We start from the raw sequence: 23,897 nt of genomic DNA on the forward strand, positions 1-23,897 counted from the left end.
ACTTGTTAATATGATTTTGCGAACAAAACGCGCTTGTTAGAAGGCTTTCCTGTGATAATACATTTACCTTCTTCTTCAATAGCGTCTATTGGTATACACCTAATTGTTGCTTTTGTTTCGTCTTTAATTTTATTTTCTGTCTCAGCAGTTCCATCCCAGTGAGCCGAAATGAATCCACCTTTGTTTTTAAGAACGGTTTTAAATTCTTCGTATGTATCAACAGGCGTAGTTTTTTCAGTTCTGAAATCTTTTGCCTTGTTTAATAAGTTCTCTTGAATTTCGTCCAATAATTCTGTGATGTGTGTAGATATACCATCCCATTCAACGACTTCTTTAGTTTTTGTATCCCTTCTGGCAACTTCAGCCTTATTGTTTTCCAAATCTCTTGGACCAATTGCAACACGAACTGGAACTCCTTTCGCTTCATATTCTGCAAATTTCCAACCTGGACGTCTGTTGTCGTCATCATCAAATGTTACAGATATTCCTTTTTTGATCAATTCAGACTTTAAAACTTCTACTTTTTCAGAAATCGCAGCTAGTTGTTCTTGCGTTTTATAAATTGGTATAATTGCAACCTGAATTGGTGCTAATTTTGGTGGTAGAACTAAACCTTCATCATCTGAATGCGTCATAATTAACCCACCAATGAGGCGTGTTGAAACTCCCCAGGATGTAGCCCAAACATGAGAAAGTTTACCTTCTTTGTCTGCAAATTTTACATCAAAAGCTTTAGCAAAGTTTTGACCTAAGAAGTGAGATGTTCCGGCTTGTAAAGCTTTACCATCCTGCATTAAGGCTTCAATACAATAAGTTTCATCTGCTCCAGCAAATCTTTCAGAAGCGGTTTTAAAACCTTTAACAACAGGCATTCCCATATATTCTTCAGCGAAGTCAGCATATACATGTAGCATTTGCTCTGCTTCTTCAATAGCCTCTTCTCTTGTGCTATGTGCTGTGTGGCCTTCTTGCCATAAAAATTCTGAAGTTCTTAGGAATAAACGTGTTCTCATTTCCCAACGGACAACATTAGCCCATTGATTTATTTTTAAAGGTAAATCACGGTAAGATTGAACCCAGTTTTTAAATGAATTCCATATGATAGTCTCTGAAGTTGGTCTAACAATCAATTCTTCTTCTAATTTTGCATCAGGATCCACGATTAATTCACCACTTTCGCTGTTTTTTAAACGATAATGAGTAACAACGGCGCATTCTTTAGCGAAACCATCCACATGCTTTGCTTCCTTATTCAAGTACGATTTTGGAATAAACAAAGGGAAATATGCATTTGAATGTCCAGTTTCTTTGAATTTTGCGTCCAAAACAGTCTTCATATTCTCCCAAATTGCATAACCGTAAGGTTTAATTACCATGCAACCACGAACATCTGAATGCTCTGCTAATCCAGCTCTTTCGATAACCTCGTTGTACCATTTTGAATAATCTTCAGACCTTTTAGTATATTTTGCCATTTTGTGGAACAGTTTTTGTTAAATAATTCTTAAATATTAAACCTCTTTTGAAGCAGAGGCGTTAACTAATTACAAAAATAAGAACTCAATTTGGAAAACCTTCAAATAAGTTGTAAGTTTAATTAAATAGAACTTTATTATGAATTTAATTTTAAAATATTCCGCAATTCTTGGAGCTAGTGTAATACTAGCATCATGTTCCAACTATGGTTATATTTCTGAGAACGACGTTTATATGCAAGCGCCAACAGAAATTAATCTTGAAGAAAACGAAGATGATATCACTTCTTTCAATGCTTTTAAAGCAAGAAATAAAGGAGCTTTTGAACAAGAGTATAAAGATCCTCGTGTAAATCAGCGTGTTCGTGCAAATCAAATTATGATTATTAATGCATATCACCCTTACGGAACACCTTATGGAAGACATGGTAATGGTCCACTGGGTTTCCATGGAATGGGTTGGAATAATTCTTATTACGCTTCTTACAATGGCTTTAATTCAGGTTTAGGGCCCCGTATGAATTTTGGTGGAAATTATTTTTATTACGATCAGATGAATCCTTTTGGTTATGGTTACGGATACGGTTTTGGCAATCCTGGTCTTTACCACGCGTATGGCTATGGCTATGGTTATAATCCTTACGGTTATAACCCTTATTATGGACATGGATACTATGGTAATAGTTACTATGGAAGTGGATATTACGGAAATGGTTACTACGGAAATGGTTACTATGGGAATAATAATGTAAGTAACAATCCAGGTACTAATAATCCGCCAAGTTATTATGGACAAAGGAGTTCGTTGTCTTCTAATTCAAGTCGTTCTAGTTATAATCCATCAAAATCAATGATGACTGGTGGTTCAAGTTCTGGGTACAATGTAAACAATGAAACTTTGGGTGACTCTAGAAGAGGTGTCAAAAAAAGTAATGCTGGTGGAAGCGATTACAATACTTCGGGAATGGTGAATAAAGGTGGCGTGACAAGTAGTAGTGGAGCGGCAACAAATAGAACTGTTACCAGTACACCAACTCGTAACAGAATGATTAATAATCATTATACACCAACCTCTTCTGCGCGCAGAACTGGTGCGGTACAAAGTCATAGACAAGCAGGTTCAACTTCGGTTCAGTCGAATAGAACTGTAACTACAACTAGAAGTTCAGGAACGTTTAATAGCTCTCTAAATACGAGAACTACAAGTCCGAGTATCCAAACATCTTCGCCAAGACAAAGAGCGGTTTCAAGTCCTAGTGGAAGTTCATCAAGAGGTTCGTCTTCTTCATCATCTAGTTCAAGAAGGAGGTAGTCCATAATATATAATTGATCATTGATAAATATGAAAAAAACATTAAGCTTCCTATCAGTACTCCTACTCAATACTGCAATATTTGCCCAAAGCGAGAATGATATTCTGCGTTACAGCACAACAGATGTTTTTGGATCAGCAAGATTCGAGGCGATGGCAGGCTCTTTTGGTGCGCTTGGGGCTGATTTCAGTGCAATTCAAATTAATCCTGCTGGAATGGGAAGGTTTTCTTCTTCCAATACGTCAATTAGTTTTAACAATAGTTCGTTTAGTAACGATGCCGTTTATAATGATAGATTAACGAAATCTTCTCATAATAAATTTACCGTGAGTAGTGCCGGAATGGTTATTTCCACAGATATAAGTGAGTTGAATTATGGTAGGAAATACAGTCAGTTTACTTTTGGATATACACGGTTAAAAAACTTTAGTAATTCAAGGAGATATGAAGGTCAAAACTTCTATTCATTATTGGATGTATTTGCCAATTCAGGTAAAGGAATAGATCCGGAAAATATTTATGATGCTAAACCATTTACAACTGGATTAGCGTATGATGTTTTCGCTTTAGATTATGATCCATCTTCAGGGCAGTATATTTCTCGCTTGACTCCAGGAGATATGTATCATAATCGTCAAATAGAAACAGATGGTGGAATTGGTGAGTTTCATATTGGTTATTCAGAAAATTATATGAATAAATTCTATTATGGAGCGAGTATAGGGATAAGAAGAATCAAATATGATGAGCGCTTTAATCACAATGAAAGATTATTGGATACAATTGGGACGACATTAAGGAGTTTCGACTATTCTTATGAGCAAACAACGAGAGGAACAGGGTTTAATTTGAAATTGGGTGTACTCTTTCTTCCGTCTGAACAATTTAGACTTGGTTTAGCGTTTGAGTCTCCTACAATAATCTCTTTGAATGATCAATGGACTGCGAATATGACTGCTTTGCATGATGATGGTTTAAAATTTATTGATGATCAATTTATTCCAGATGGAGAATTTGATTACAGAATGAAAACACCTATGAAATTAAGAGGTTCATTTGCCTATATTTTAGGAATGAGAGGTGCGATTAATGTTGAACTAGAAATGTCTCGACTTCCTGGAGGGAGATTAAAACCCGATAATACCATCGAATCAACCAATGTTTATGAATTTAATGACGAAAACAGTGAAGCGAAAAACCAGTTCAGAACAATTGTGAATACACGAATTGGTATGGAGTATATGATTTTTACAGATTTATTCTTGAGAGGTGGAATAGCAATTCTACCACAACCTTATAATAAGGAATTAGGAAATGTTTCTACTCCTAATATGACTTATTCTGGAGGGATTGGTTGGGATAACAACACCTTCTCACTGGACTTAAGTTATAGATTACTTGAATTGCATAGCGATTACTATGCTTTTGACGCAACGAAAATTGAAAATAGAACTGAATTTAAGACTCAAGTTCACAATATTGTTTTAACGGCAAGACTTAAGTTTTAACCCCTTTTTTCACAAGAGTTATAAATGGTTCTCTCGTAATTTTAGATTTTAGCCATGAAACGATGTCTATGTAATCTAATATTACATTTTCATTTTCACTTTTAAGAAGAATATTGATCTGATCTAAAGTTTCTTCATAAATTGGAATTGTTTCTAATTGATCCACTGTTTTAGCAATCTTCTTAATTTGTTTAATGAAAACTTTTTCAATCTGATGATCTCTCTTTGTTTTATTTAAATAGCGGATCGCTGAATTTGAAGAATATTCTAAATAGTCATAATTGGTTAGCTCAAAATGCAATAGTAAATTCAAAATTCTTGAGAAGCTATAAATATCCTGTCTTAGTTGTTGCTCATTGTCGTTGAGTATGAGGTTCAAAAATTGAAGTGCTGTTTTGAAATCAGAAGTGGCAAATAAAGTATAAGCAGCACTAAAATAAAATTTAATTTTTTGTTCTTTACTGGATCTTTCAATTAACAATTTGTTCTGATAGTAACCCCGTTCAAAAACTTCCAAAGATTTATCAAATTCACCTTGAAAATTGTAAAGATTCATTTGATCAGTTAAAAGAATATTGTTTATTCTCAATGTTAAATGCAAAGAATTAAAACCTTTCTTCCCTTTTAAACTTTTGATTTGATCGATCATTTCTTGCGCCATTTCAAAATCATTATCATATACATAGCACTGCATCAAATGAAATAATGTAAGGACATATCGTTGACCTAAATCTATTTTTATTTTTGGGTTATTATCTAATATTAGTCGAACACGATTAAACTTCGTATAGCTTAATTCAAAATCTCTATTTGTTGAAGCACATAATCCTTGAATGTAATAACAAATTGAAGTTGCACGTTTTGATAGAGCAGTATTTTTTCCTTTAATTAAGTGGTGATTTTCAATTTCATTCACCATTCTTCTTTCTTCCTCGTTTTTAGTAAAGCCATCACTTCTGAATAATGCATTTATTTTAGAATACAGAATGTGATATTCAGCTAAATTTCTTAGCTTGTCGATAATCTCACTTTCTTCCTTAATGATATTATTTAAATCAACATCAAAGTCGCCAGATTCGTAAGATTCTTCAGTGAGGACTTTTTCCCAAGAAATTAATTCAATTAAAAAGTAGAATTCTTCATGTTCTATGGCTAATTTTTTTGCGCGTTTTAGAAATTTTGTAGCTTCTTTATGAAGTGCTTTGTTGTAAAGTAGTTCAATGTTTTTGATCTCCTGCTTCAAAATACTTGAAGCTGATTGTTCTCCATAGAACTGGCGTAGACTTTTTAAGATTAATTTATATAAATGATTTTTTTCGGAAGGTAAGTGCTTAATGAAACGTTCCTTCTTGAAGTGTTCCTTAAGTTTTTTCTCGTCATAATCCGATTGAGAGTCGATGTAGTCGAATAATTTGAAATAATTCTTTTCTCCTGCCTGTATAGAAGAAGAAAGTTTGAAAAATCGTTTCTCAGATTTGGTAAGCGATTTTATTAAATCAAATAATTCATTACTCGGCTTCATAGAGACTTGGTTTAATCTGTTGGCCTAAATTAATAATTTTCATACATAAACAGAAATGTAGTTCGCGAATGTGGAGTGAAAAAATAAAAGACCGTATATTTTGTACAGTCTTTCATCAAATTTCAGGGGATTTTATCTAATTAATAGTGAATCGGCTATTCTAATTTAGTCCATTACTTCATCTTTAGACATGGCTACATTGTTTGAACTTTGTCTCATATCTGTCAGGATTTTTAATTGAACACCATGCTCTTGTGCGATCTCCCAAAGCTTTTTGTTTTGATTAATTTCAAATTGAACTACCTCATTATCTATTTTTCTGCGCTTTCGCATAATATAAATCTTATCACCTTCTGATAATATATCTTTGGTAGGAGGAAAGTCATTCCATTTATGTAATTGATTTAAACTTAAACCAAGTTCTTTTGAAATTAGGTAAAATGTATCGTGCTTTCCTGCGATAACGTATTTAGTTCGGTTTTTGTTTGTGAAAACTGTGTGTTTACTTGCCGCGGCGAATTGATTCGTTTTTTGACTATTTTCAGGTTTAGAATTGTTCACCTTTTTAACCTTAGAACCAGAAGGGATTTCAATTTCTTTTTTCGGCTGATCAGATGTTGTTTTGTTTTCAACAATCCAATCGCTAGTAGCTAAAATGTCATATTGATCTAAATTATAGCGCTCTATTATGTCGATTAATCTTCTGGGATATTGCGGGTTTGTTGCATAACCCGCTTCCTTTAAACCTTTAGCCCAAGATTTATAATCTGTAATTTCTAATTCAAACAATGAAGCGTATCTTGAGCGTGTTGTTAAGAAAGTACTGTGGTCTTCAAATGATTGCGCAGCATCATCATATTTCCTGAAACACTCGTTTCTTTTATCATCGTGTTTCTTATAGGTGTCACCTTTCCAGTCATGACATTTTATACCAAAATGATTATTGGCTTTAACTGCAAGTTTGGAGTTTCCAAAACCGCTTTCTAATATTCCTTGTGAAAGTGTGATACTGGCAGGAATGCCATGGGTCAACATTTGATTCATAGCAACATCTTTCCATTTTTCTATGTATTGCTCTAATGAAAGTGGAGAGTTGTTTCCTAAAGCCGAAAGACTAAAGAAAGTTAGTGTTAACATTGCCAAAAATCGATTCATATTCTTCTTGTTTATATGTAGTATTACGCAAGTTATTAACATTGGTTACATATACTGTTGAAAACTCAATATTTTTTTGTTAATAACTACAGGTTTGAGAATTCCCCTTGAATTATTTAGACAATGTTTAACATGATTAAAGTTGTAATTCTTAAGTTTTTGTTGAAGTTGAAAGGGTTGTTATATCAAAAAAAACAAACGAATTGAATAGTATTTTATGAGCTAATTAACTACCTTTAGTTCTTTAAAAATGTTAGATGATGAAAGAGCAAAACGATACCGTAAAAATCACAAATACCATTCGCTTACCAGAAACAGAATTGCCAAGAGTGGTAGTAATTGGAGGTGGTTTTGCTGGTTTGTCTTTTGTTAAGAAATTAAAGAATACTGAAGTTCAAGTTGTGGTGATTGATAAAAATAATTTCCATCAATTTCAACCTTTACTTTATCAAGTTGCTACATCAGGAATTGTGCCAGACAGTATAGTTTTTCCATTTAGGAAACAATTCAAAAGTTATAAGAATGTGTTTTTTAGAATGGCCGAAGTGACCAATATAGATACAGAAACTAAGCAAGTTGTAACGGATATTGGGCATGTGGAATATGACTATTTGGTTTTAGCTACAGGAAGTGAGACTAATTTTTTCGGACTGGAAGATGTCCAAGCCAATAGCCTTGGGATGAAAACAATTCAAGAGGCTTTAGATATCAGAAGTTTGATTCTACAACGTTTCGAAAAAGCGGTGGTTACCTCTGATGATGCAACAAGAGATGCCTTAACCAATTTCGCAGTTATTGGTGGTGGGCCAGCTGGAGTAGAAACGGTTGGAGCGATAGCTGAATTTAAAAAATATATTCTCCCTAAAGATTATCCTGATCTTGATGTTTCGATGATGTCAATTTATCTTATTGAATCTAATGATCGCTTATTGAAAGGAATGTCAGATAAATCATCAGAAAAAGCCTTGAAATATTTAAATGAAATGGATGTTAATGTCCACCTAGGAACACGAGTTACTTCGTATGATGGGTTGAATATTGCCACGATAAATGACAAAGGTTTTGTGGCTAAAAGTGTTATCTGGACAGCTGGTGTAAAAGGTAATTTACCAGAAGGATTGGATGCAAAGTGTTTCGGAGGTGGAAATCGTTTATTGGTAAATGATTATTCTGAAGTGAAGGGGTGCACCAATGTTTATGCTATTGGTGATATTTCTTCAATGATTTCGGAGGAATACCCTTATGGACACCCTATGGTGGCTCAAACGGCTATACAACAGGGAGATTTACTTGCTCACAATCTTCTGAATCAAATGAATGGTAAAGCATTGAAGAAGTTTGAATACAATGACAAAGGTTCATTAGCAACAGTAGGGAAAAGAAAGGCAGTTGCAGATATTGGGAAGTTTAAGTTTGGTGGGTATTTTGCTTGGATATTATGGTCTGTTGTGCATTTAATGTCAATTAGTGGATTTAAAAACAAGTTGTTTGTTGGCATCAATTGGACATGGAGTTATTTCACCTATGATAAAGGAAACAGATTAATTGTAAGGAGATACAAAAAAGGGGAGAAGAGGGATTAGTTTGTAGAATTTTGATTTTAACGTTATTTCAAAACATTAACTGTAAGAAGAAATAATTAAGGAAAGGAGAAATAGTGATTTTTTAATTTCCTGTCAAAGCAATTGAAATTCCCATAATGATAAAAATCACACCACTTATTTTATTTAAGGACAAGTTTGATTTTTCAGGTCTTTTAAACTTTTCATAAAAATAATTGGAAAAGAAAGTGAGTGAGAAAAACCATATCATTCCAATTATCGTCATTGTTGAACCTAAAATAATAAAAGGGAGTGGACTTTTCAAATAATCAGGATTGATGAACTGAGGGAAGAAAGCCAAAAAGAGAATTGCAACTTTTGGATTTAGAATATTTGTGATTAGTCCAGAGAGAAAATCATTTTTAGAATCCTTTTTAGATTCAGACTTCGACTTTACCACTTTTTCAATTTTAAATTCTTGTCTCTTTTCTTTGAATTTTATAATTCCTAAATATATGATGTAGGCAGCTCCAAGATATTTAATTATACTAAAAGCAGTTGGAGAATTTGCGATGATCATTGATAGACCTATTGCACCTATAAATGTATGAACAAGAATACCCGAACTTATTCCAAGAGTGGCAAAAACTCCTGATTTCTTTCCATGCACAATAGATTTATTGAGAATTAGCAAGGTGTCCATACCTGGTGTCATGACCAAAAACATACCGGTAATTATAAAAGCGAGGTAATTATCTATTCCCATTTTAGTGTTCCTGTAATTAGTTTGCAAATATCATTATAAAAAAATAGCTCTGACATTTTTGACAGAGCTATTTTATATTTTTTAATCCTCTAATTAGGATCCTATTTTTTGATTAAGCATACAATTCTTCCTGCGTTTGTGCAATCTTTTCGTCCTTAAGATATTCATTGTAAGGAACTAGTTTGTCAATCATTCCGTTTGGTGTAATTTCAATGATTCTAGTTGCAACTGTTTGCACCAATTCCTGGTCATGTGAAGTAAACAATATTATTCCAGGAAAGTCATTCATCCCATTATTTAATGCTGTTATGGATTCCAAATCTAAGTGATTGGTAGGTTCATCTAACATCAATAGATTTGCTTTTTTCATCATTAATCTAGAAAGCATACATCTCACTTTTTCCCCTCCAGAAAGTACAGTTGCACTTTTTAAAGCTTCTTCACCAGAGAATAACATTCTACCCAAGAATCCACGAATATAAACTTCTTCGCTTTCTTCATCTGTTGTGGCATAAGTTCTTAACCAGTCCACTAAACTTTCTTTGCGTTGAAAGAATTCGTGATTGTCGTTAGGTAAATATGCTGTTGTGATAGTTGTTCCAAACTTAAAATCTCCAGTTTTTGGTTCTTTATTTCCGCTTAACACCTCAAAAAATGCAGTTAAAGCTTGAGAGTTTCTAGAAATAAATGCGATTTTATCATCTTTACCAACGTTAATATTGATGTCTTTGAATAAAACTTGACCATCTTGTTCATAAGAAAGGTTATTTACGTGCAGAACTTGGTCTCCAGCTTCTCTTTCTTGTTCGAAAACTATTCCAGGGTATTTTCTAGATGAAGGTTGAATTTCACTTAAATCTAATTTATCAATCAACTTTCTTCTACTTGTTGCTTGCTTAGATTTAGAAGCATTCGCAGAGAAACGAGAGATAAAATCTTGTAATTCTTTTTTCTTGTCTTCTGCTTTCTTGTTCTTGTCTGCACGCTGACGTAAGGCCAATTGTGAAGATTTATACCAGAAAGTATAGTTTCCTGTGAATAAGTTGATTTTTGAATAATCGATATCACAAATGTGTGTTACTACGGTATCTAAAAAGTGCCTATCGTGAGAAACAACTATTACTGTATTTTTAAAGTCTAAAAGGAAATCTTCCAACCATTCGATTGTTTTTAAATCTAAATCATTGGTAGGCTCATCAAGAACCAATAAATCTGGATTACCAAATAAAGCTTGTGCCAAAAGAACACGTACTTTTAATGCATTTGGCATATCTTTCATCAAAGTGGTATGCATTGATTCATCAATTCCAAGGTTTGAAAGCATTGTTGCAGCATCTGTTTCAGCATTCCAACCGTCCATATCACCAAATTCAGTTTCAAGCTCTGAGGCTCTCATTCCGTCTTCTTCGGAAAAATCAGGTTTAGCGTATAACGCATCCTTTTCCACCATTATTTCGAATAGTCTTTTGTGACCACGCATAACAGTTTGTAAAACCTCGTACTCATCAAATTCAAAGTGGTCTTGCTTTAAAACAGCCATTCTTTTACCTGGCTCCAGCACAACATGTCCAGTTGTAGGGTCTTGATCTCCAGTTAATATTTTAAGAAACGTAGATTTACCAGCACCATTGGCACCAATAACACCATAACAGTTTCCGTGTGAAAATTTTAGGTTTACTTCGTCAAATAAGACGCGTTTCCCAAATTGAAGTGTTAAATTATTAACTGAAATCATAGCTATTCAAAATTTTGTGCAAAGATAGGGTAAATAAGCTCATTTCTATACTTTGCATTCTAGAAATGAACTTCTTAATAATATAGTATTATGGACTTTTATTCGTCTTCTAAAGTTGCACGCAGCTTTTGACGTAATTGACGATTGTATGTTTCCATCAAATACTTGAAATAGTTTCGTGTACTCTTAGCTATACACTTAGTATATTGTTTCAAACGATGTTCAATGTGCTCTTGAAGTGCTTCTTGAATTTCTAAACCATCATAAAAGTCAGTTGCCTTACTAAAAATTGCTTGATAATGATTTTCTAATGAATCATCAACAGCCAACTTCCCTTTGTCTCCACGATCAATATAGTCTTCGTAAACCTCTTTCATTTTGAATTGATCCAAAATTGTAGTGTCTACTCTTTCTTTCACATGTTTTGGAAGCATATATGCCGCTTCAAACATAATGTCTTCTTGTTCTGACAAACGTGCTTCTAGGAATCGGTCGGGAAAAGCAAATGCATCGTTCCAATTGATATAATCTTGCCACAGTCCAAATCGACGAACGTTGTTTCCTAAGTCAATTAATCTAAAAATATCTTTTTTAGGTAATTTTCTTGAGCCACGACCAATCATTTGATGGTATAATGTTAACGAACGGGTTGCGCGATTTAAGATAATCGTTTCAACTGTAGGTTCATCAAATCCAGTTGTTAAGATACCAACAGAAGTTAGAATTGCATTTGGAGTTTCCTTAAACCATTTAAGAATGTCTTTTCTGTCTTTGTCTGAAAAAGTACTGTCTAGGTGACGAATTTTGTATCCTCTTTTATGAAAAGTTTCTTGAACTCTAACACTCGTTTCAATTCCTGAGTTGAAAATCAATGTCTTTGTATTAATGGCTACTTCCTCATAAGCAAAAAGCAATTTCTCTTGCATAAAGTAGTTTCCATAAACCTGTTCAGAACTGCTTACAGTAAAATCCCCGTTTGATCCAATTTTTAATCCGTGAAGATTGACATCATAGGTGAAAGTTTCGGCATTTGCCAAGTAACCACTTTCAATTAAAGAGGAAATACTTTCACCAACTTTCAATTTATCGTAATGGTCATTTAAAGGCAATGCTTTATTCGAACTTAGTGGAGTAGCGGTAACACCTAAAATATTTGCTTGCAAATAATATTGAAATATTTTACGAAAACTATTGTAATGTGCCTCATCGACAATCACCAAACCAACATCTTCAATAAAGTTTTCGTCATCTTGCAATCTGTTGTTCAACGTCTCGACCATTGCAATAAAGCAGTTGTAATCTCCTTGGTCATCAAGTGTTTTAACTTCACTATTGATGATCTTGTTGCTTACACCGATTGCCGATAGTTGCTTAGCGGTTTGAACCGATAATTCTATACGGTGAGTAAGAATTAGAACTTTCTTTTTCCAAGTCTCAATATATTTTTTCGTAATTTCTGAAAAAATTACTGTTTTACCACCTCCTGTTGGAAGTTGGAAAAGTAAATTGTAATCTGTTCCATTTTCTTTTAGTTCCGAAATTATCTGATCTACCGTTCTTTGTTGGAACGGATACAGGGTCTTAGGTTCAAAAAGTGCTTCGTCTATCATAACTTGATTATCTCAAAAATTGGGGTACAAAAGTACGCCCTTTTTCCTGAACAAAAAAATAATAGTGTAAAATTTAATTAATAAGCTTAGTTTTTGGTTTTGGTAGCTGAGCGAAGCCGAAGCCACCAAAACCAAAAAAAAGACAGCTCTTTCGAACTGCCTTATTGAATTTCTTAAAATAAGAATCCGGTAGGTTCTCAAACCTCTCCTTTTCCTAATTATAAATTTGTTTTTAAAATAACAACCTTATCCCTCTAATGCCGAAAGATATCTTTCAGCATCCAAAGCTGCCATACATCCTGTTCCTGCTGCTGTGACCGCTTGACGGTATACATGATCTGCTGCATCTCCTGAAACGAAGACTCCTGGTACATTTGTTAATGACGTTCCTGGTTTTTCATATTTGATATAACCAGTTTCATCTAGATTGATGAATTCTTTAAATATATCTGTATTTGGTTTGTGTCCAATTGCCACGAAGAATCCAGTACATGGAATATCCATTGTTTCATTCGTTTTATTGTTGATTACACGTGCACCTGTAACTCCCATATCGTCTCCTAAAACCTCAACAGTTTCAGTATTCACAAGAATTTCGATGTTTGGTGTGTTTCTTACACGGTCTTCCATGATTTTTGAAGCACGGAATTCATCACGGCGAACCAACATTGTAACTTTAGAACATAATTTAGAAAGGTAATGTGCTTCTTCACAAGCAGTATCACCAGCTCCAACGATAACAGTCTCTTGATTTTTGTAGAAAAAACCATCACAAACTGCACAAGCTGAAACTCCACCACCCATTTTAAGGTATTTTTGTTCCGATTCTAATCCTAAATACATTGCTGCAGCTCCGGTAGAAATGATTACAGTTTTCGCGTGAATTTCTGTTCCATCTTCGGACCAACATTTATGAATTGGTCCAGAGAAATCAACTTTTCCAATAAAACCTGAACGAACATCTGTTTTAAAACGTTCTGCTTGCTTTTGCAATTGCATCATCATTTCAGGACCAGTAACTCCATCAGGATATCCAGGGAAATTCTCTACTTCGTTTGTTGTTGTTAATTGTCCACCTGGTTGAAGTCCTTGGTACATCACCGGATTCATGTCTGCACGTGCTGCGTAAATTGCAGCTGTATATCCGGCAGGACCGGACCCAATGATAAGACAATCTATATTTTCTACTTTGCTCATGTTCTTCTTGATTTTTTAGAAAGCCAAATTTAATAAATTTTCTTTGTAAATGAAGTAACAAAAGTTGTGGAAGAATTGTAAGGCTGAATTCAATTGATAATTATGATTATTTGATTTGCAGGATGTATGGACGATTACTCCCTTCGGTCATGAGATCGCTTCGCTAATTTTACAAATCGTCTGTACCTTAGTAAATAAGAATGAATATTAATCGATGGTCTTTTTCGAATAATCTGTCATTTCACTCAACCTTTCAAATTCTTGATCTGACAAATAGCGCCATTCTCCAACTGGTGTGTCATCCAATCGAATGTTCATGATTCGTACGCGTTTTAAGGCAGTTACTTCGTAATCGAAATATTCACACATTCTACGAATTTGACGATTCAATCCTTGTGTCAGGATAATTTTAAACATTCTTTTATTGAGTTGTTCAACAAAACATTTGTTGGTAACGGTATCCAAAATTGGAACTCCATTTCCCATTTTATCAATAAAATCTTGTGTTATTGGTCTATCTACTGAAACGATATATTCTTTTTCGTGATTGTTGCTTGCACGAAGAATTTTGTTTACGATATCTCCATCGTTGGTCAATAAAATTAATCCTTCACTTGGTTTATCCAAACGTCCAATAGGGAAAATACGCTCTGGATAATTCATGAAATCGATGATGTTGTCTGGCTCAACACGCGTGTCAGTCGTACAAACAATTCCAACTGGCTTGTTTAAAGCAATATAAATATTGTTTCTATTTTTATTGTCGACATTTTTTCCATCAACAGCAACAATATCTCCCGGTTGAACTTTAGTTCCCATTTCTGGTACAACTCCATTTATAGTAACGCGATTTTGTTCAATCAGTTTATCAGCAGCTCTGCGTGAACAATGTCCAGCTTCACTTAAATATTTATTGATGCGTGTTTCTTTCATAAGGCAAAGATAATTGACAATTGATAATTAACAATTGATAATTGGAAATTAATAGGTTGAAATAGTAATTAGGTCTTACAAAAAGTATCCGTTTAACAGTAATGTCCAAATTGAGGAGTGTTTTTTTTGTGAAATATTTAGTGATGTAATATATAGTTTGAAATCACATTTTAATAGTTCACTTTTGGATATAAAAATCAAGGGTTAATTAATAAATATTTGGATTTTTGTAAGAACATTAATAAATTTAGTGTAAATTAAGAACTTCTACTTATGTTATGAAACATACTAACTCATTAATATCAAGAAGACCAACTGATTTTGAAATCAATGGAAGAAAGAGCTGTTGATGTTTTGAAGTAGAAAAAAGTCAATCAAGATTAAATACTACTATGATATCAGGCAGTAAGTACATTCTCACCGTAGTTAATCAAAATAAATCTTTTAAACGAATTAAGCGATGAGTAAACAAAAATTAAATAATATCTTGTTTTTTTATTTCATAGGTTTGATTCCTTTTATTGGTCTTGCTCAAAGGACAATTTCTTTAGAAACAAAAGTTTCTCAATCTGTACATTCAAAAATATATACGGAAACTGAGTTAGGTATTGGTGTCAATCTGGCTTTAAAAAAAGGAAGTATTTCCTTCTTAATGCATTATCAATATGGTGGGAATTGGGAGACAAAAGATTTAAATTATCAAAAAGTTAAAATGTACACTTTAGATTATCATTTAATTGGTGGAGAAATAAAATACAGAATATTTAATCTTTCTAATTTTTATAGTCCTACCCTTTGTGTTTCGCTTTCAAAAGAGATAGCTTCTAGTTATCGTGGTGGATACTTGATAAGTCACGATTGGGCAGGGGTCTCAAGAGAGTATGTTTTCAAGCCGTCGAATTCATCGCAAACAGGTGGCTTGACACATCCGAATAAAAATCTTGCATATTACTATATTTCCACACCCCTAATAAGTAGTATTATGTTTGGAAATGAATTCAGAATTATGGAAGGTTTTTATGCTAATTTGGGAATTGGTATGTCTATTCGCTCAATTCGTGTAGGCTATAAAGAGTGGAACAATACGCAGCCAGAACCAGATCCAATTCTTAATGCCAATTCTACATTACTTAATTCAGAAAAACTAAAGTTGTTGGATTTGAGAGTTGGGTTTTCATATGTTTTTCAATTTAAAAGCATACCTAAAGCCCAATAATTTTAGTAAATTCATAACATGAATCCTGAGAGTAAAAATATAATAATGCCATTTGAAAGGTCAACTACTCTCACTTGATAACTGCTCAAATCCTGTGAAGTTTATAAAAAAAGTCATCAAAACAATCACCAACTTCAAATTCCTTAAAAATTAACTATTAAAAAAGCTTCTTATTCTCCTTATGCCTTTCACTATCCCGTTTTGTTTTCTTCTCTAAATTCTTCGCTAAAGCTTCCGTCAAATCCACTCCTGTCTGGTTCGCAATGCAAGTCAAAACAAAAAGAACGTCCGCCAATTCATCTCCTAAATCTTTATTTTTATCAGACTCCTTCTCGCTTTGTTCACCATATCTTCTGGACATTATTCTTGCCACTTCGCCAACTTCTTCCATCAGTACAGCTGTGTTAGTGAGTTCATCAAAATAACGAACGCCATGTTCTTTGATCCAATTGTCAACTGTGGTTTGTAATTCAGAAATTTTCATTATTCTTTGTTTTTGGTGTCAATTATAATTGTGACAGGTCCATCATTCACAAGTGAAACTTTCATATCTGCTCCAAATTCTCCGCTTTCCACTTTACAACCACTTACTGCTGCTAGCACTTTTTTGAATTTTTCATAAAGGGGAATCGCGGTCTCTGGTTTTGCAGCATGAATAAAACTTGGTCGGTTTCCTTTCTTGGTTTTGGCGTGTAAAGTGAATTGAGAAACGACTAAAAATGCACCCTGTATATCTTGAATACTGAGATTCATAGAACCGATTTCATCCGAAAATATCCTCAAATTACTCAGTTTTCTGGTCAGCCATTCAATATCTTCATCGTTATCAGTTTCTTCAATACCTATTAAAACTACTAGTCCATTTTCAATTTGACCAGCTATTTTATTTTCTATCGTAACACTGGCTTCCGTTGTTCTTTGAATGACTACTTTCATTTATCTGTAATTTAAGCTTTGATCTTCCGTCATTAAATCAACATAAGTACTGTAACGAGAAGCTTCAATTTCTCCTTCTTCAACAGCATCTTTGATAACGCATTGTGGTTCGTTGATGTGCTGACAATTATGGTATTTACATTGATTCAACAAAGCGCGCATTTCTGGAAAATAATGACTCATCACTTTTTTGTCTAAATCAATGACTCCAAAAGCACGAACTCCAGGTGTGTCAATAATATAACCACCTGTTTGAAGTTTATGCATCTCTGCAAAAGTCGTAGTATGCTGACCTTGCATGTGATGAATAGAAATTTCAGCAGTTTTTATGTCTAAATTACTGTCCAAAGCATTAATTAAAGTACTTTTTCCTGTTCCACTGTGTCCGGCAATCATAACTTGCTGGTCTTTTATGTCGTTTCTCAGGAAATCAATATTCGATTTGTTCAAGGCCGAAATCTTGTGACACGGATAGCCAATTTCTTCATAAACAGCCATGATTTCATCTACGACTTGAATTTCATCTCCTTCGTAAATATCAATTTTATTGAAAAGAAGTGTGACGGGAATACGATAAGCTTCCGCAGCGACTAAAAATCGATCAATGAAAGCCAAATGTGTTTCAGGGGCAAAAAGTGTTACCAAAAGATAAGCTCTGTCAACATTCGCAGCTAAGATGTGCGACTGTTTAGAAAGGTTTATTGATTTACGAACGATGTAATTATGTCTAGGAAGAATCTCCGAAATAACACCGGTACCATCTTCATTTTCCATAATCATTACTTCATCTCCTGCTGCCACAGGATTTGTAGTTTTTAATCCTTTTAATCGAATTTTACCACGAATTCCAGCGTTGATCATCTCCCCGTTTTCTAATTCAATGATGTACCATTTTCCTGTCGACTTTATTACTTTTCCTTTTTTCAAATTGGCCTTTTTACTTTGTGGTCCAAAATTAAAGAAAAAAGGCAATTAACAGTTGTCAATTTACAATTGATAATGTTTAATATCCTTCAAAGTTCTTCATTCAAATTTGAACAATTTGAAAATTCATCATTCATCAAGCAATATTCATCATTGAATAAAGCATCTTAACATATTAAATTTATAATATTGAAACGAATACTTTACCTTTGGATTCTAGAAAAATTAAGAATATGAAGAGATTACTGGCCTTAGTTATCATCTTGTTTACTTCCCTAACCTACGCTCAGGATATGAAGTTTACAGGAGTTGTAAATGATACGATTAATGATCAACCTTTGGAGAATGCCGTAGTTATGGCTGTCCGATTGTCTGATGGATTGCTTTTAGGATTTACACGTACTGCTACGGATGGAACTTACGACCTTAGAGGTGTTCCTATTGATACAATGGAGCTAATTGTTTCACATCATAAATTTGATGAAAAGAGATACTACATAATTGGATCTGAGGAAAACAATGAAATTCACATTCCTAATGTAATTCTTCCTGAAGAAGCCACTCAGTTTGATGAGGTAGTGGTGTATGCCAACAAGGAGCCGATATATTTCAGGGGTGACACCTTAGTTTATGTTGCAGATTCTTTTGCAACTAAAGAAAATGCAATGGTTGAAGATTTATTGAAAAATTTACCGGGTTTACAAGTTGATGAAGATGGAAATGTTTCTTCTCAAGGTCGAGCAGTTACAAAAGTTTTGGTAGATGGTGATGAATTTTTTGGTGACGACCCGACAATTGCTACACGAAATTTAACAGCCAAAGGAGTAGATAAAATTGAAGTTTATGAAGCCGAAGATGAAAACTCTAGTAATTCTGAAGATAAAATACAAGTGCTGGATGTACGATTAAAAGATGATGCCAAACAAGGATATTTTGGGAAAATAGCAGGAAGCGCTGGAGCGAATTCTGAATATTTCAAGGATTTACCTAATGGAAGTGCCTTTTATGAGGGGGAACTTTTGGCTAACTACTTTAATAAAGACCTAAAAGTGTCTGTTTTTGCTTTAGGATCAAACACACCAAATACAGGATTTAGTTATAGAGATGCTTCAAGATTCGGATTAACAAATGAAATGTCTGGAGGTTGGCGATCTACAATGGGAGGAAGTAGTTTAAGTGGTTTGCCTGAAAATTATAAAGGTGGTTTTTACTTTTCCAACAAACTTTCGGAAAAATTGAAAATGGGGGTGAATTATACTTATAATGACAGTCGATTGACAACTGAACAAGTTAGGAATTCAGAGTACTTTTTTGCAGATACAACTTATTCAAAAAGAGACTCTTCATTTAACGACCAAATGCAACAGTCACATACAATAAATTTGAATTTTGAGTATGATCTGAATGAAAAAACCAAATTAAAGTTGAAATCTAATATTATTTCAAGGAATGAATCTTCATTAAGTACAAATGAAAGTGATTTCTTCACGACAGAAAATGAAAGGTTTAGTTCAACAAATGTGAGAAATGAATCTGAGGCAACTGGTTTAGAAGGTAATGTTGAATTAGAATTGAATAGAACATTTGAAAAACGATTCAGAGAGTTAGATGTTGAATATCAATTCGGTTATACAGAAATGGACCGTGATAATACACTGAATTCAGAATTGTATTTTGGACAATTTAATGTGCCTGATTCTGTTTATGATCAAAAAAGGAATATGGCCAATAATACCACCGGACACAGAATAGTAGTTGACTATATGGAGCCTATTACACGTAAGTTCAGGTTAAAATTTCAATATAGAGCTGATTATTTCTATGGTGAGCAAGCTACTTCAACTTTTAACCGTACAGCCAATGGTTACAATGATTATGCTGGTTTGTACAGTAATGATTTCAGTAATACACGATTAGAAAATAGAGGATCCATTGGAATTTTCTATACAGATAGAAAGCACACTATTGAAGTAGGTACAAGAGTGAGAAATGTAGTGATCGACAATCTGAATAACGAAACGGGCGAAAATATAAATCAAAATGTAAATAATGTATTGCCTTATATTGATTATAGGTTGAAATTTACAAATGCACATAGACTAAGTTTCAATTATTCTACAAGCTCTAGTCAACCAAGTTTAGATCAACTTCAACCTGTTCGAGATAATACAAATCCAAATAACTTGGTGATAGGTAATCCTAATTTGCAGCCTAATTACTCTCATAATTTGAACGTGAATTATAATAAATGGAACGCTTTAAAACAAAGTTATATGTATGGAGGGTTGTATTTTAATTATACCGATAACGCTTTTTCAAATTCAATCGTTTATACCCCATCTGGACAGTCGGTTTCTACGGCAATAAATGTAGATGGTAACATGTATAGTGGTTTTTATGCGGGAGGAGGAATTCCAATATTCAATAAGAAATTGAGTTTGAGACCTCAAGCAAATGGAGGTTACAATAGTTATAAATCAGAAATTAATTCACAAATGAATTCAACTGAAAACTATAACATTGATGGTGAATTTGGAATTGAAATGAGGTCAGATTCTATTGAAATAAGTTTAAGCGCTGGATTAAGTTACAATGACCCAAGAAGTTCTTTATCTCAAGGACTTAATGAGCCGTATACAGTTCAAAGGTATAAAGCATCAGTTTTTTATGAATTGCCTTTCCGATTCTTTGTGGAAACAGATGCAGTTTATGAAATCAATTCTCGAAGAGCAGATGGATTTAATGCCACTCCATTTATATGGAATGCAAAATTAAATAAGCGTTTGTTGAAAACTGGAAATCTTGTGATTAATGCATCAGTTTATGACATTTTTAACCAGAATATCGGGATATCAAGAAATGTCGGTACCAATATAATCACAGATACACGTAGTAGAATTATTGCACGATATTTCATGGTTGGAGCAACATTAAGATTCAATAACAATAAAACAAAAGCAGATGAAGGTAGAGGTAATTGGTTCTAAGATAATAGCAGTTGTTAGTTTTTTATTCTTGACAACATTAACTTTTGGACAAGTGATTCGTTCGGGTGAAATTGTTTTTGAAAAAAGAACCAATCTTGAGAAAAGATATGAAGGTGCAGAAACGTTTGGGAATTCTAAAGAATGGATGAAAGAGCCTAAAATAGATGAATATGTATTGTATTTTAATGATACTGTATCTGTTTTTCAACCTATTTTACCAGAAATTGGTGATGATGATAGGGAATGGGCAACTATGAAAAACACAACCTACCAAAATTTTAGCTCCAAGGTTTTAGAACGTGAATTTTCTTTCTACGGGTCTAAAGTTTATTTGAAAGATTCCGTTAGAAAAAGGGATTGGATTATAACAGAAAATGTAAGAGTTATTGCTGGTTACAAAACTAAACAAGCTTTGTGGATTGCGAATGATTCAACTAGAATTTATGCTTGGTATTCAGAACAAATTCTTCCTTCTGTTGGTCCTGAATCTTTCAATGGTTTACCAGGTGCTATTCTTGGTTTAGCCTTAGAAGACGGTGGAGTAGTGTATTTTGCAAAAGAAGTAAAACCTTTATCGAAAAGTAATATTGCTAAGGAAATGCCAAAAGGGAAGTCTAAAGACTATTTTACTATAGATGGTCTAAAGACTTATGTAATTGAATTATTCTCTAATCGTGGTGGTTCAGGTGGACGAATTATGGATGATATTTTTGTTTGGTAGAAGATCAGTAAAAAGTTTGGTGAATTGAGAGGGACAGCTTTGGAGCGTTCCCTCGAATTAAAGATAGCCCTTTTTAATGGAGCTTGTTAATTTACGGGCAAATTGCTTGATGAGCATTTAATTTTGAAATAGGGTTATCCGTTTAAATCGCAATAAGCACTTTCGTATATCCCTATTTGACTTTTATTGTAAAGAGCTTTGATAATAAATGGATAAGAAGAGATCCTTCCCTCAGAAAAATAAAAATTTTTCCAAGGTTCAGGATGACGGTTTCATAGAGTGTTTAATCAAAAATCAGGATTTGGAAGTGATGGCACATTGCGCCATCACTTCCAAATCCTGATTTTTGCCTCTAAGACTATTAAGCTTGTCATCCTGATGTGAAAATAAAAAAAAATCTCAGATTTTTATTTTCCGAAGGATCTGTTATGATTTATTACAGTTGACAAGACAAGGTCAAGATTTTGATTATCAATATAAAAGTATAAATTTTGCAGGAAAGAAATTTGGCTGTTACTATTTGCGACTTTAAGGGGTAGCCCTATTATAAAAATCTAATTGTTACCAAAACCACCTCTCAATGTGTCTAAAACATTATTGATATTCTCAAAATAATGCAAGCAATATTAAGTAAACATTAGCTATTTTAACTTTCCATTAAAGTCATTTTGAATGTTGTTTTTAAACGAATTTGTGCTGTACATTTGCCTCAAATTATAAAAATAAAAACAATGAAAATGAAAAAAACAATTATGATTGCTGCAATGTTTATAGGGAATATTGCAATTTCTTACAGTGGAATAGGAGAGCCTGTTAAAACCGTAACTGTAGATACTTCAAAAAGCGAAGTTCAATTTAATGTTGACGCTCCTCAAAGTAACATTTTGAACGTTAGTGTTCAAGGAGTAGAGGAAAGTTTTACGAGTATTGCTTTAATCGATCAACGCGGTAAATCAATTTACTATGCTTTTGTAAAGACAGATAATGAGAAATTTGAAATTAATTTATCTGAATTAGATCCTGGAAAATACTACGTGAAGTTAAATATGGACAGTGAAATCAGAATGAAGACAATTATTGTTCAAGGTCAAAATTAAGATTAGCCACTATAAAAACCCGATAAATCATAGAAATAGAAGAGGACAACAAAGATTATTTAATCAAAATTTTAATTCACAAATTACAACGCTTTTATAAGGCGTTTTTTTTTGCTTTCTATTTAACTACAATAAACAATTTTCTTTGTTGAACGTTTATTATCTTTGTGCAAAATAATTTAGAATTGAAAACAGTTTACATTACACGTAGAGAACATTTTAATGCTGCACACAAGTTGTGGAACGAAGAATGGAGCGATGAAAAGAATGAAGCCGTATTTGGAAAATGCAGCAATAAGAATTGGCACGGACACAATTTCAATATATTTGTGACAGTAAAAGGAATTCCTTCACCTGACACAGGATTTGTGATTAACTTAAAAGATTTAAGTAAAATCACGAAGAAGTATGTTGTTGAGGCTTTAGATCATAAAAATTTGAATCTGGATGTTTCATTTATGAAGGGAGTTTTGGCTTCAACCGAAAATTTAGTAATGAAAATTTGGGAAGAGATTGAAGAGCCAATCAAACAAGCTGGTGGTACTTTGTCTAAAATTAGACTGGAAGAAACTGAAAATAATTATGTGGAGTATTATGGTGGAAATCAACCATTCTAGCCATACAAATCAATTTTAATGGAAAATAAGTTCGATTACGATCAAGAGGTTACAGACAGATTAACAGAAGTTTATAAAGGAGTCTTGGCTGATTTAGGAGAAGATCCTAATAGAGAGGGTTTATTAAAAACTCCTGAACGTGTTGCTAAATCAGTTCAATTTCTAACACAAGGATATAAGCAAAATCCAGATGAAATATTGAAAAGTGCTTTATTTCACGAGGACTATTCAGAAATGGTGATCGTTAAAGATATTGAAGTATATTCTCAATGTGAACACCACATGTTGCCTTTCTTCGGAAAAGCACATATTGCATATATTCCAAATGGAAAAATTGTAGGATTAAGTAAATTACCAAGAATCGTTGACGCTTACTCTCGTCGTTTGCAAGTTCAAGAAAGATTGACGCTAGAAATTCGTGATTGTATTCAAAGAACATTAGAACCTAAAGGTGTTGCTGTAGTTCTAGAATGTAGTCATATGTGTATGCAAATGAGAGGAGTTGAAAAACAAAATTCTTCAACTACAACTTCCGCGTTTAAAGGTTTGTTCCTCACAAATGACAGTACAAGAAAAGAATTTATAAACTTGATCCAAGCACGCTTGCACTAAAATGAGCATAATCTTCAATTAAATGGAGTTTA

Annotated in this window: 20 protein-coding genes; 9 read left to right on the plus strand and 11 right to left on the minus strand. The window is 33.5% G+C overall.

Annotated elements, in window-relative coordinates:
• Positions 1 to 5: 5 nt before the first annotated feature.
• Positions 6 to 1,475 carry a proline--tRNA ligase gene (gene proS / locus C6368_RS08530; RefSeq protein ID WP_107038778.1) on the minus strand — a complete coding sequence of 490 codons (1,470 nt, stop codon included), beginning with the start codon at positions 1,473 to 1,475 and terminating at the stop codon, positions 6 to 8.
• 139 nt (positions 1,476 to 1,614) lie between these two features.
• Between proS and C6368_RS08535 the strand changes: the two genes are divergently transcribed.
• Both C6368_RS08535 and C6368_RS08540 read left to right on the plus strand, forming a co-directional pair.
• Entirely contained in the window at positions 1,615 to 2,787 is a 1,173-nt protein-coding gene (locus C6368_RS08535; protein WP_107038779.1) for a hypothetical protein, read from the plus strand.
• 30 nt (positions 2,788 to 2,817) lie between these two features.
• On the plus strand, positions 2,818 to 4,296 hold the full coding sequence (locus tag C6368_RS08540) for a hypothetical protein (RefSeq protein ID WP_107038780.1): 1,479 nt from the start codon (positions 2,818 to 2,820) through the stop codon (positions 4,294 to 4,296).
• On the opposite strand, the gene C6368_RS08545 is transcribed toward C6368_RS08540, so the two are convergent.
• Together C6368_RS08545 and C6368_RS08550 are read right to left on the minus strand one after the other, a co-directional pair.
• Positions 4,286 to 5,818, minus strand: a complete 1,533-nt coding sequence (locus tag C6368_RS08545; protein WP_107038781.1) for a hypothetical protein — start codon at positions 5,816 to 5,818, stop codon at positions 4,286 to 4,288. The two genes, C6368_RS08540 and C6368_RS08545, sit on opposite strands and share 11 nt — an antisense overlap.
• A 165-nt stretch (positions 5,819 to 5,983) precedes the next feature.
• Complete coding sequence (locus C6368_RS08550; RefSeq protein ID WP_107038782.1) at positions 5,984 to 6,973, minus strand: glucosaminidase domain-containing protein; 990 nt, start codon at positions 6,971 to 6,973, stop codon at positions 5,984 to 5,986.
• A gap of 257 nt (positions 6,974 to 7,230) precedes the next feature.
• Here C6368_RS08550 and C6368_RS08555 point away from each other — a divergent pair, with 257 nt between their 5' ends.
• The gene (locus C6368_RS08555) at positions 7,231 to 8,556 is read left to right on the plus strand and encodes an NAD(P)/FAD-dependent oxidoreductase (protein ID WP_107038783.1); all 1,326 of its coding nucleotides are present in this window, start codon (positions 7,231 to 7,233) and stop codon (positions 8,554 to 8,556) included.
• Between the two features lie 82 nt (positions 8,557 to 8,638).
• On the opposite strand, the gene C6368_RS08560 is transcribed toward C6368_RS08555, so the two are convergent.
• From C6368_RS08560 to rluF, 5 genes are all read right to left on the minus strand, one after another.
• Positions 8,639 to 9,280 (minus strand): LysE family translocator, encoded by a 642-nt coding sequence (locus C6368_RS08560; protein WP_107038784.1) that lies wholly within the window; start codon positions 9,278 to 9,280, stop codon positions 8,639 to 8,641.
• A 112-nt stretch (positions 9,281 to 9,392) separates the two neighbouring features.
• Positions 9,393 to 11,015 carry an ABC-F family ATP-binding cassette domain-containing protein gene (locus C6368_RS08565; protein ID WP_107038785.1) on the minus strand — a complete coding sequence of 541 codons (1,623 nt, stop codon included), beginning with the start codon at positions 11,013 to 11,015 and terminating at the stop codon, positions 9,393 to 9,395.
• Between the two features lie 98 nt (positions 11,016 to 11,113).
• A complete protein-coding gene (locus tag C6368_RS08570; protein WP_107038786.1) occupies positions 11,114 to 12,625 on the minus strand; it encodes a DEAD/DEAH box helicase in 1,512 nt (503 codons plus the stop codon).
• Positions 12,626 to 12,871: 246 nt separating this feature from the next.
• Positions 12,872 to 13,822 (minus strand): thioredoxin-disulfide reductase, encoded by a 951-nt coding sequence (gene trxB / locus C6368_RS08575; protein WP_107038787.1) that lies wholly within the window; start codon positions 13,820 to 13,822, stop codon positions 12,872 to 12,874.
• Between the two features lie 207 nt (positions 13,823 to 14,029).
• Positions 14,030 to 14,755, minus strand: a complete 726-nt coding sequence (gene rluF / locus C6368_RS08580; RefSeq protein ID WP_107038788.1) for a 23S rRNA pseudouridine(2604) synthase RluF — start codon at positions 14,753 to 14,755, stop codon at positions 14,030 to 14,032.
• 460 nt (positions 14,756 to 15,215) lie between these two features.
• Here rluF and C6368_RS08585 point away from each other — a divergent pair, with 460 nt between their 5' ends.
• Complete coding sequence (locus C6368_RS08585; protein WP_107038789.1) at positions 15,216 to 15,971, plus strand: hypothetical protein; 756 nt, start codon at positions 15,216 to 15,218, stop codon at positions 15,969 to 15,971.
• Positions 15,972 to 16,128: 157 nt separating this feature from the next.
• Here the strand turns inward: C6368_RS08585 and C6368_RS08590 are convergent, their stop codons facing one another.
• Genes C6368_RS08590 through rsgA form a run of 3 tightly spaced genes read right to left on the minus strand, consistent with a single transcriptional unit; the run spans position 16,129 to position 17,834 of the window.
• Positions 16,129 to 16,455, minus strand: coding sequence for a nucleotide pyrophosphohydrolase (locus C6368_RS08590; RefSeq protein ID WP_107038790.1), 327 nt, complete (start codon positions 16,453 to 16,455; stop codon positions 16,129 to 16,131).
• Entirely contained in the window at positions 16,455 to 16,907 is a 453-nt protein-coding gene (dtd, locus tag C6368_RS08595; RefSeq protein WP_107038791.1) for a D-aminoacyl-tRNA deacylase, read from the minus strand. Before dtd ends, C6368_RS08590 begins: the two co-directional genes overlap by 1 nt.
• A complete protein-coding gene (gene rsgA, locus C6368_RS08600) occupies positions 16,908 to 17,834 on the minus strand; it encodes a ribosome small subunit-dependent GTPase A (RefSeq protein ID WP_107038937.1) in 927 nt (308 codons plus the stop codon).
• Between the two features lie 230 nt (positions 17,835 to 18,064).
• On the opposite strand from rsgA, the gene C6368_RS08605 reads away from it, so the two are divergent.
• From C6368_RS08605 to folE, 5 genes are all read left to right on the plus strand, one after another.
• Positions 18,065 to 20,818, plus strand: coding sequence for an outer membrane beta-barrel protein (locus C6368_RS08605; RefSeq protein WP_107038792.1), 2,754 nt, complete (start codon positions 18,065 to 18,067; stop codon positions 20,816 to 20,818).
• On the plus strand, positions 20,793 to 21,539 hold the full coding sequence (locus C6368_RS08610) for a GLPGLI family protein (RefSeq protein WP_107038793.1): 747 nt from the start codon (positions 20,793 to 20,795) through the stop codon (positions 21,537 to 21,539). The genes C6368_RS08605 and C6368_RS08610 overlap by 26 nt, the downstream gene beginning before the upstream one ends.
• 737 nt (positions 21,540 to 22,276) lie before the next feature.
• Entirely contained in the window at positions 22,277 to 22,636 is a 360-nt protein-coding gene (locus tag C6368_RS08615) for a T9SS type A sorting domain-containing protein (protein WP_159038519.1), read from the plus strand.
• Between the two features lie 185 nt (positions 22,637 to 22,821).
• Positions 22,822 to 23,253 (plus strand): 6-pyruvoyl trahydropterin synthase family protein, encoded by a 432-nt coding sequence (locus C6368_RS08620; RefSeq protein ID WP_107038938.1) that lies wholly within the window; start codon positions 22,822 to 22,824, stop codon positions 23,251 to 23,253.
• An 18-nt stretch (positions 23,254 to 23,271) separates the two neighbouring features.
• Complete coding sequence (gene folE / locus C6368_RS08625; protein WP_107038795.1) at positions 23,272 to 23,865, plus strand: GTP cyclohydrolase I FolE; 594 nt, start codon at positions 23,272 to 23,274, stop codon at positions 23,863 to 23,865.
• Positions 23,866 to 23,897: the final 32 nt, after the last annotated feature.

The sequence above is a fragment of the Brumimicrobium mesophilum genome, assembly GCF_003025005.1.
Classification (GTDB): domain Bacteria; phylum Bacteroidota; class Bacteroidia; order Flavobacteriales_D; family Crocinitomicaceae; genus Brumimicrobium; species Brumimicrobium mesophilum.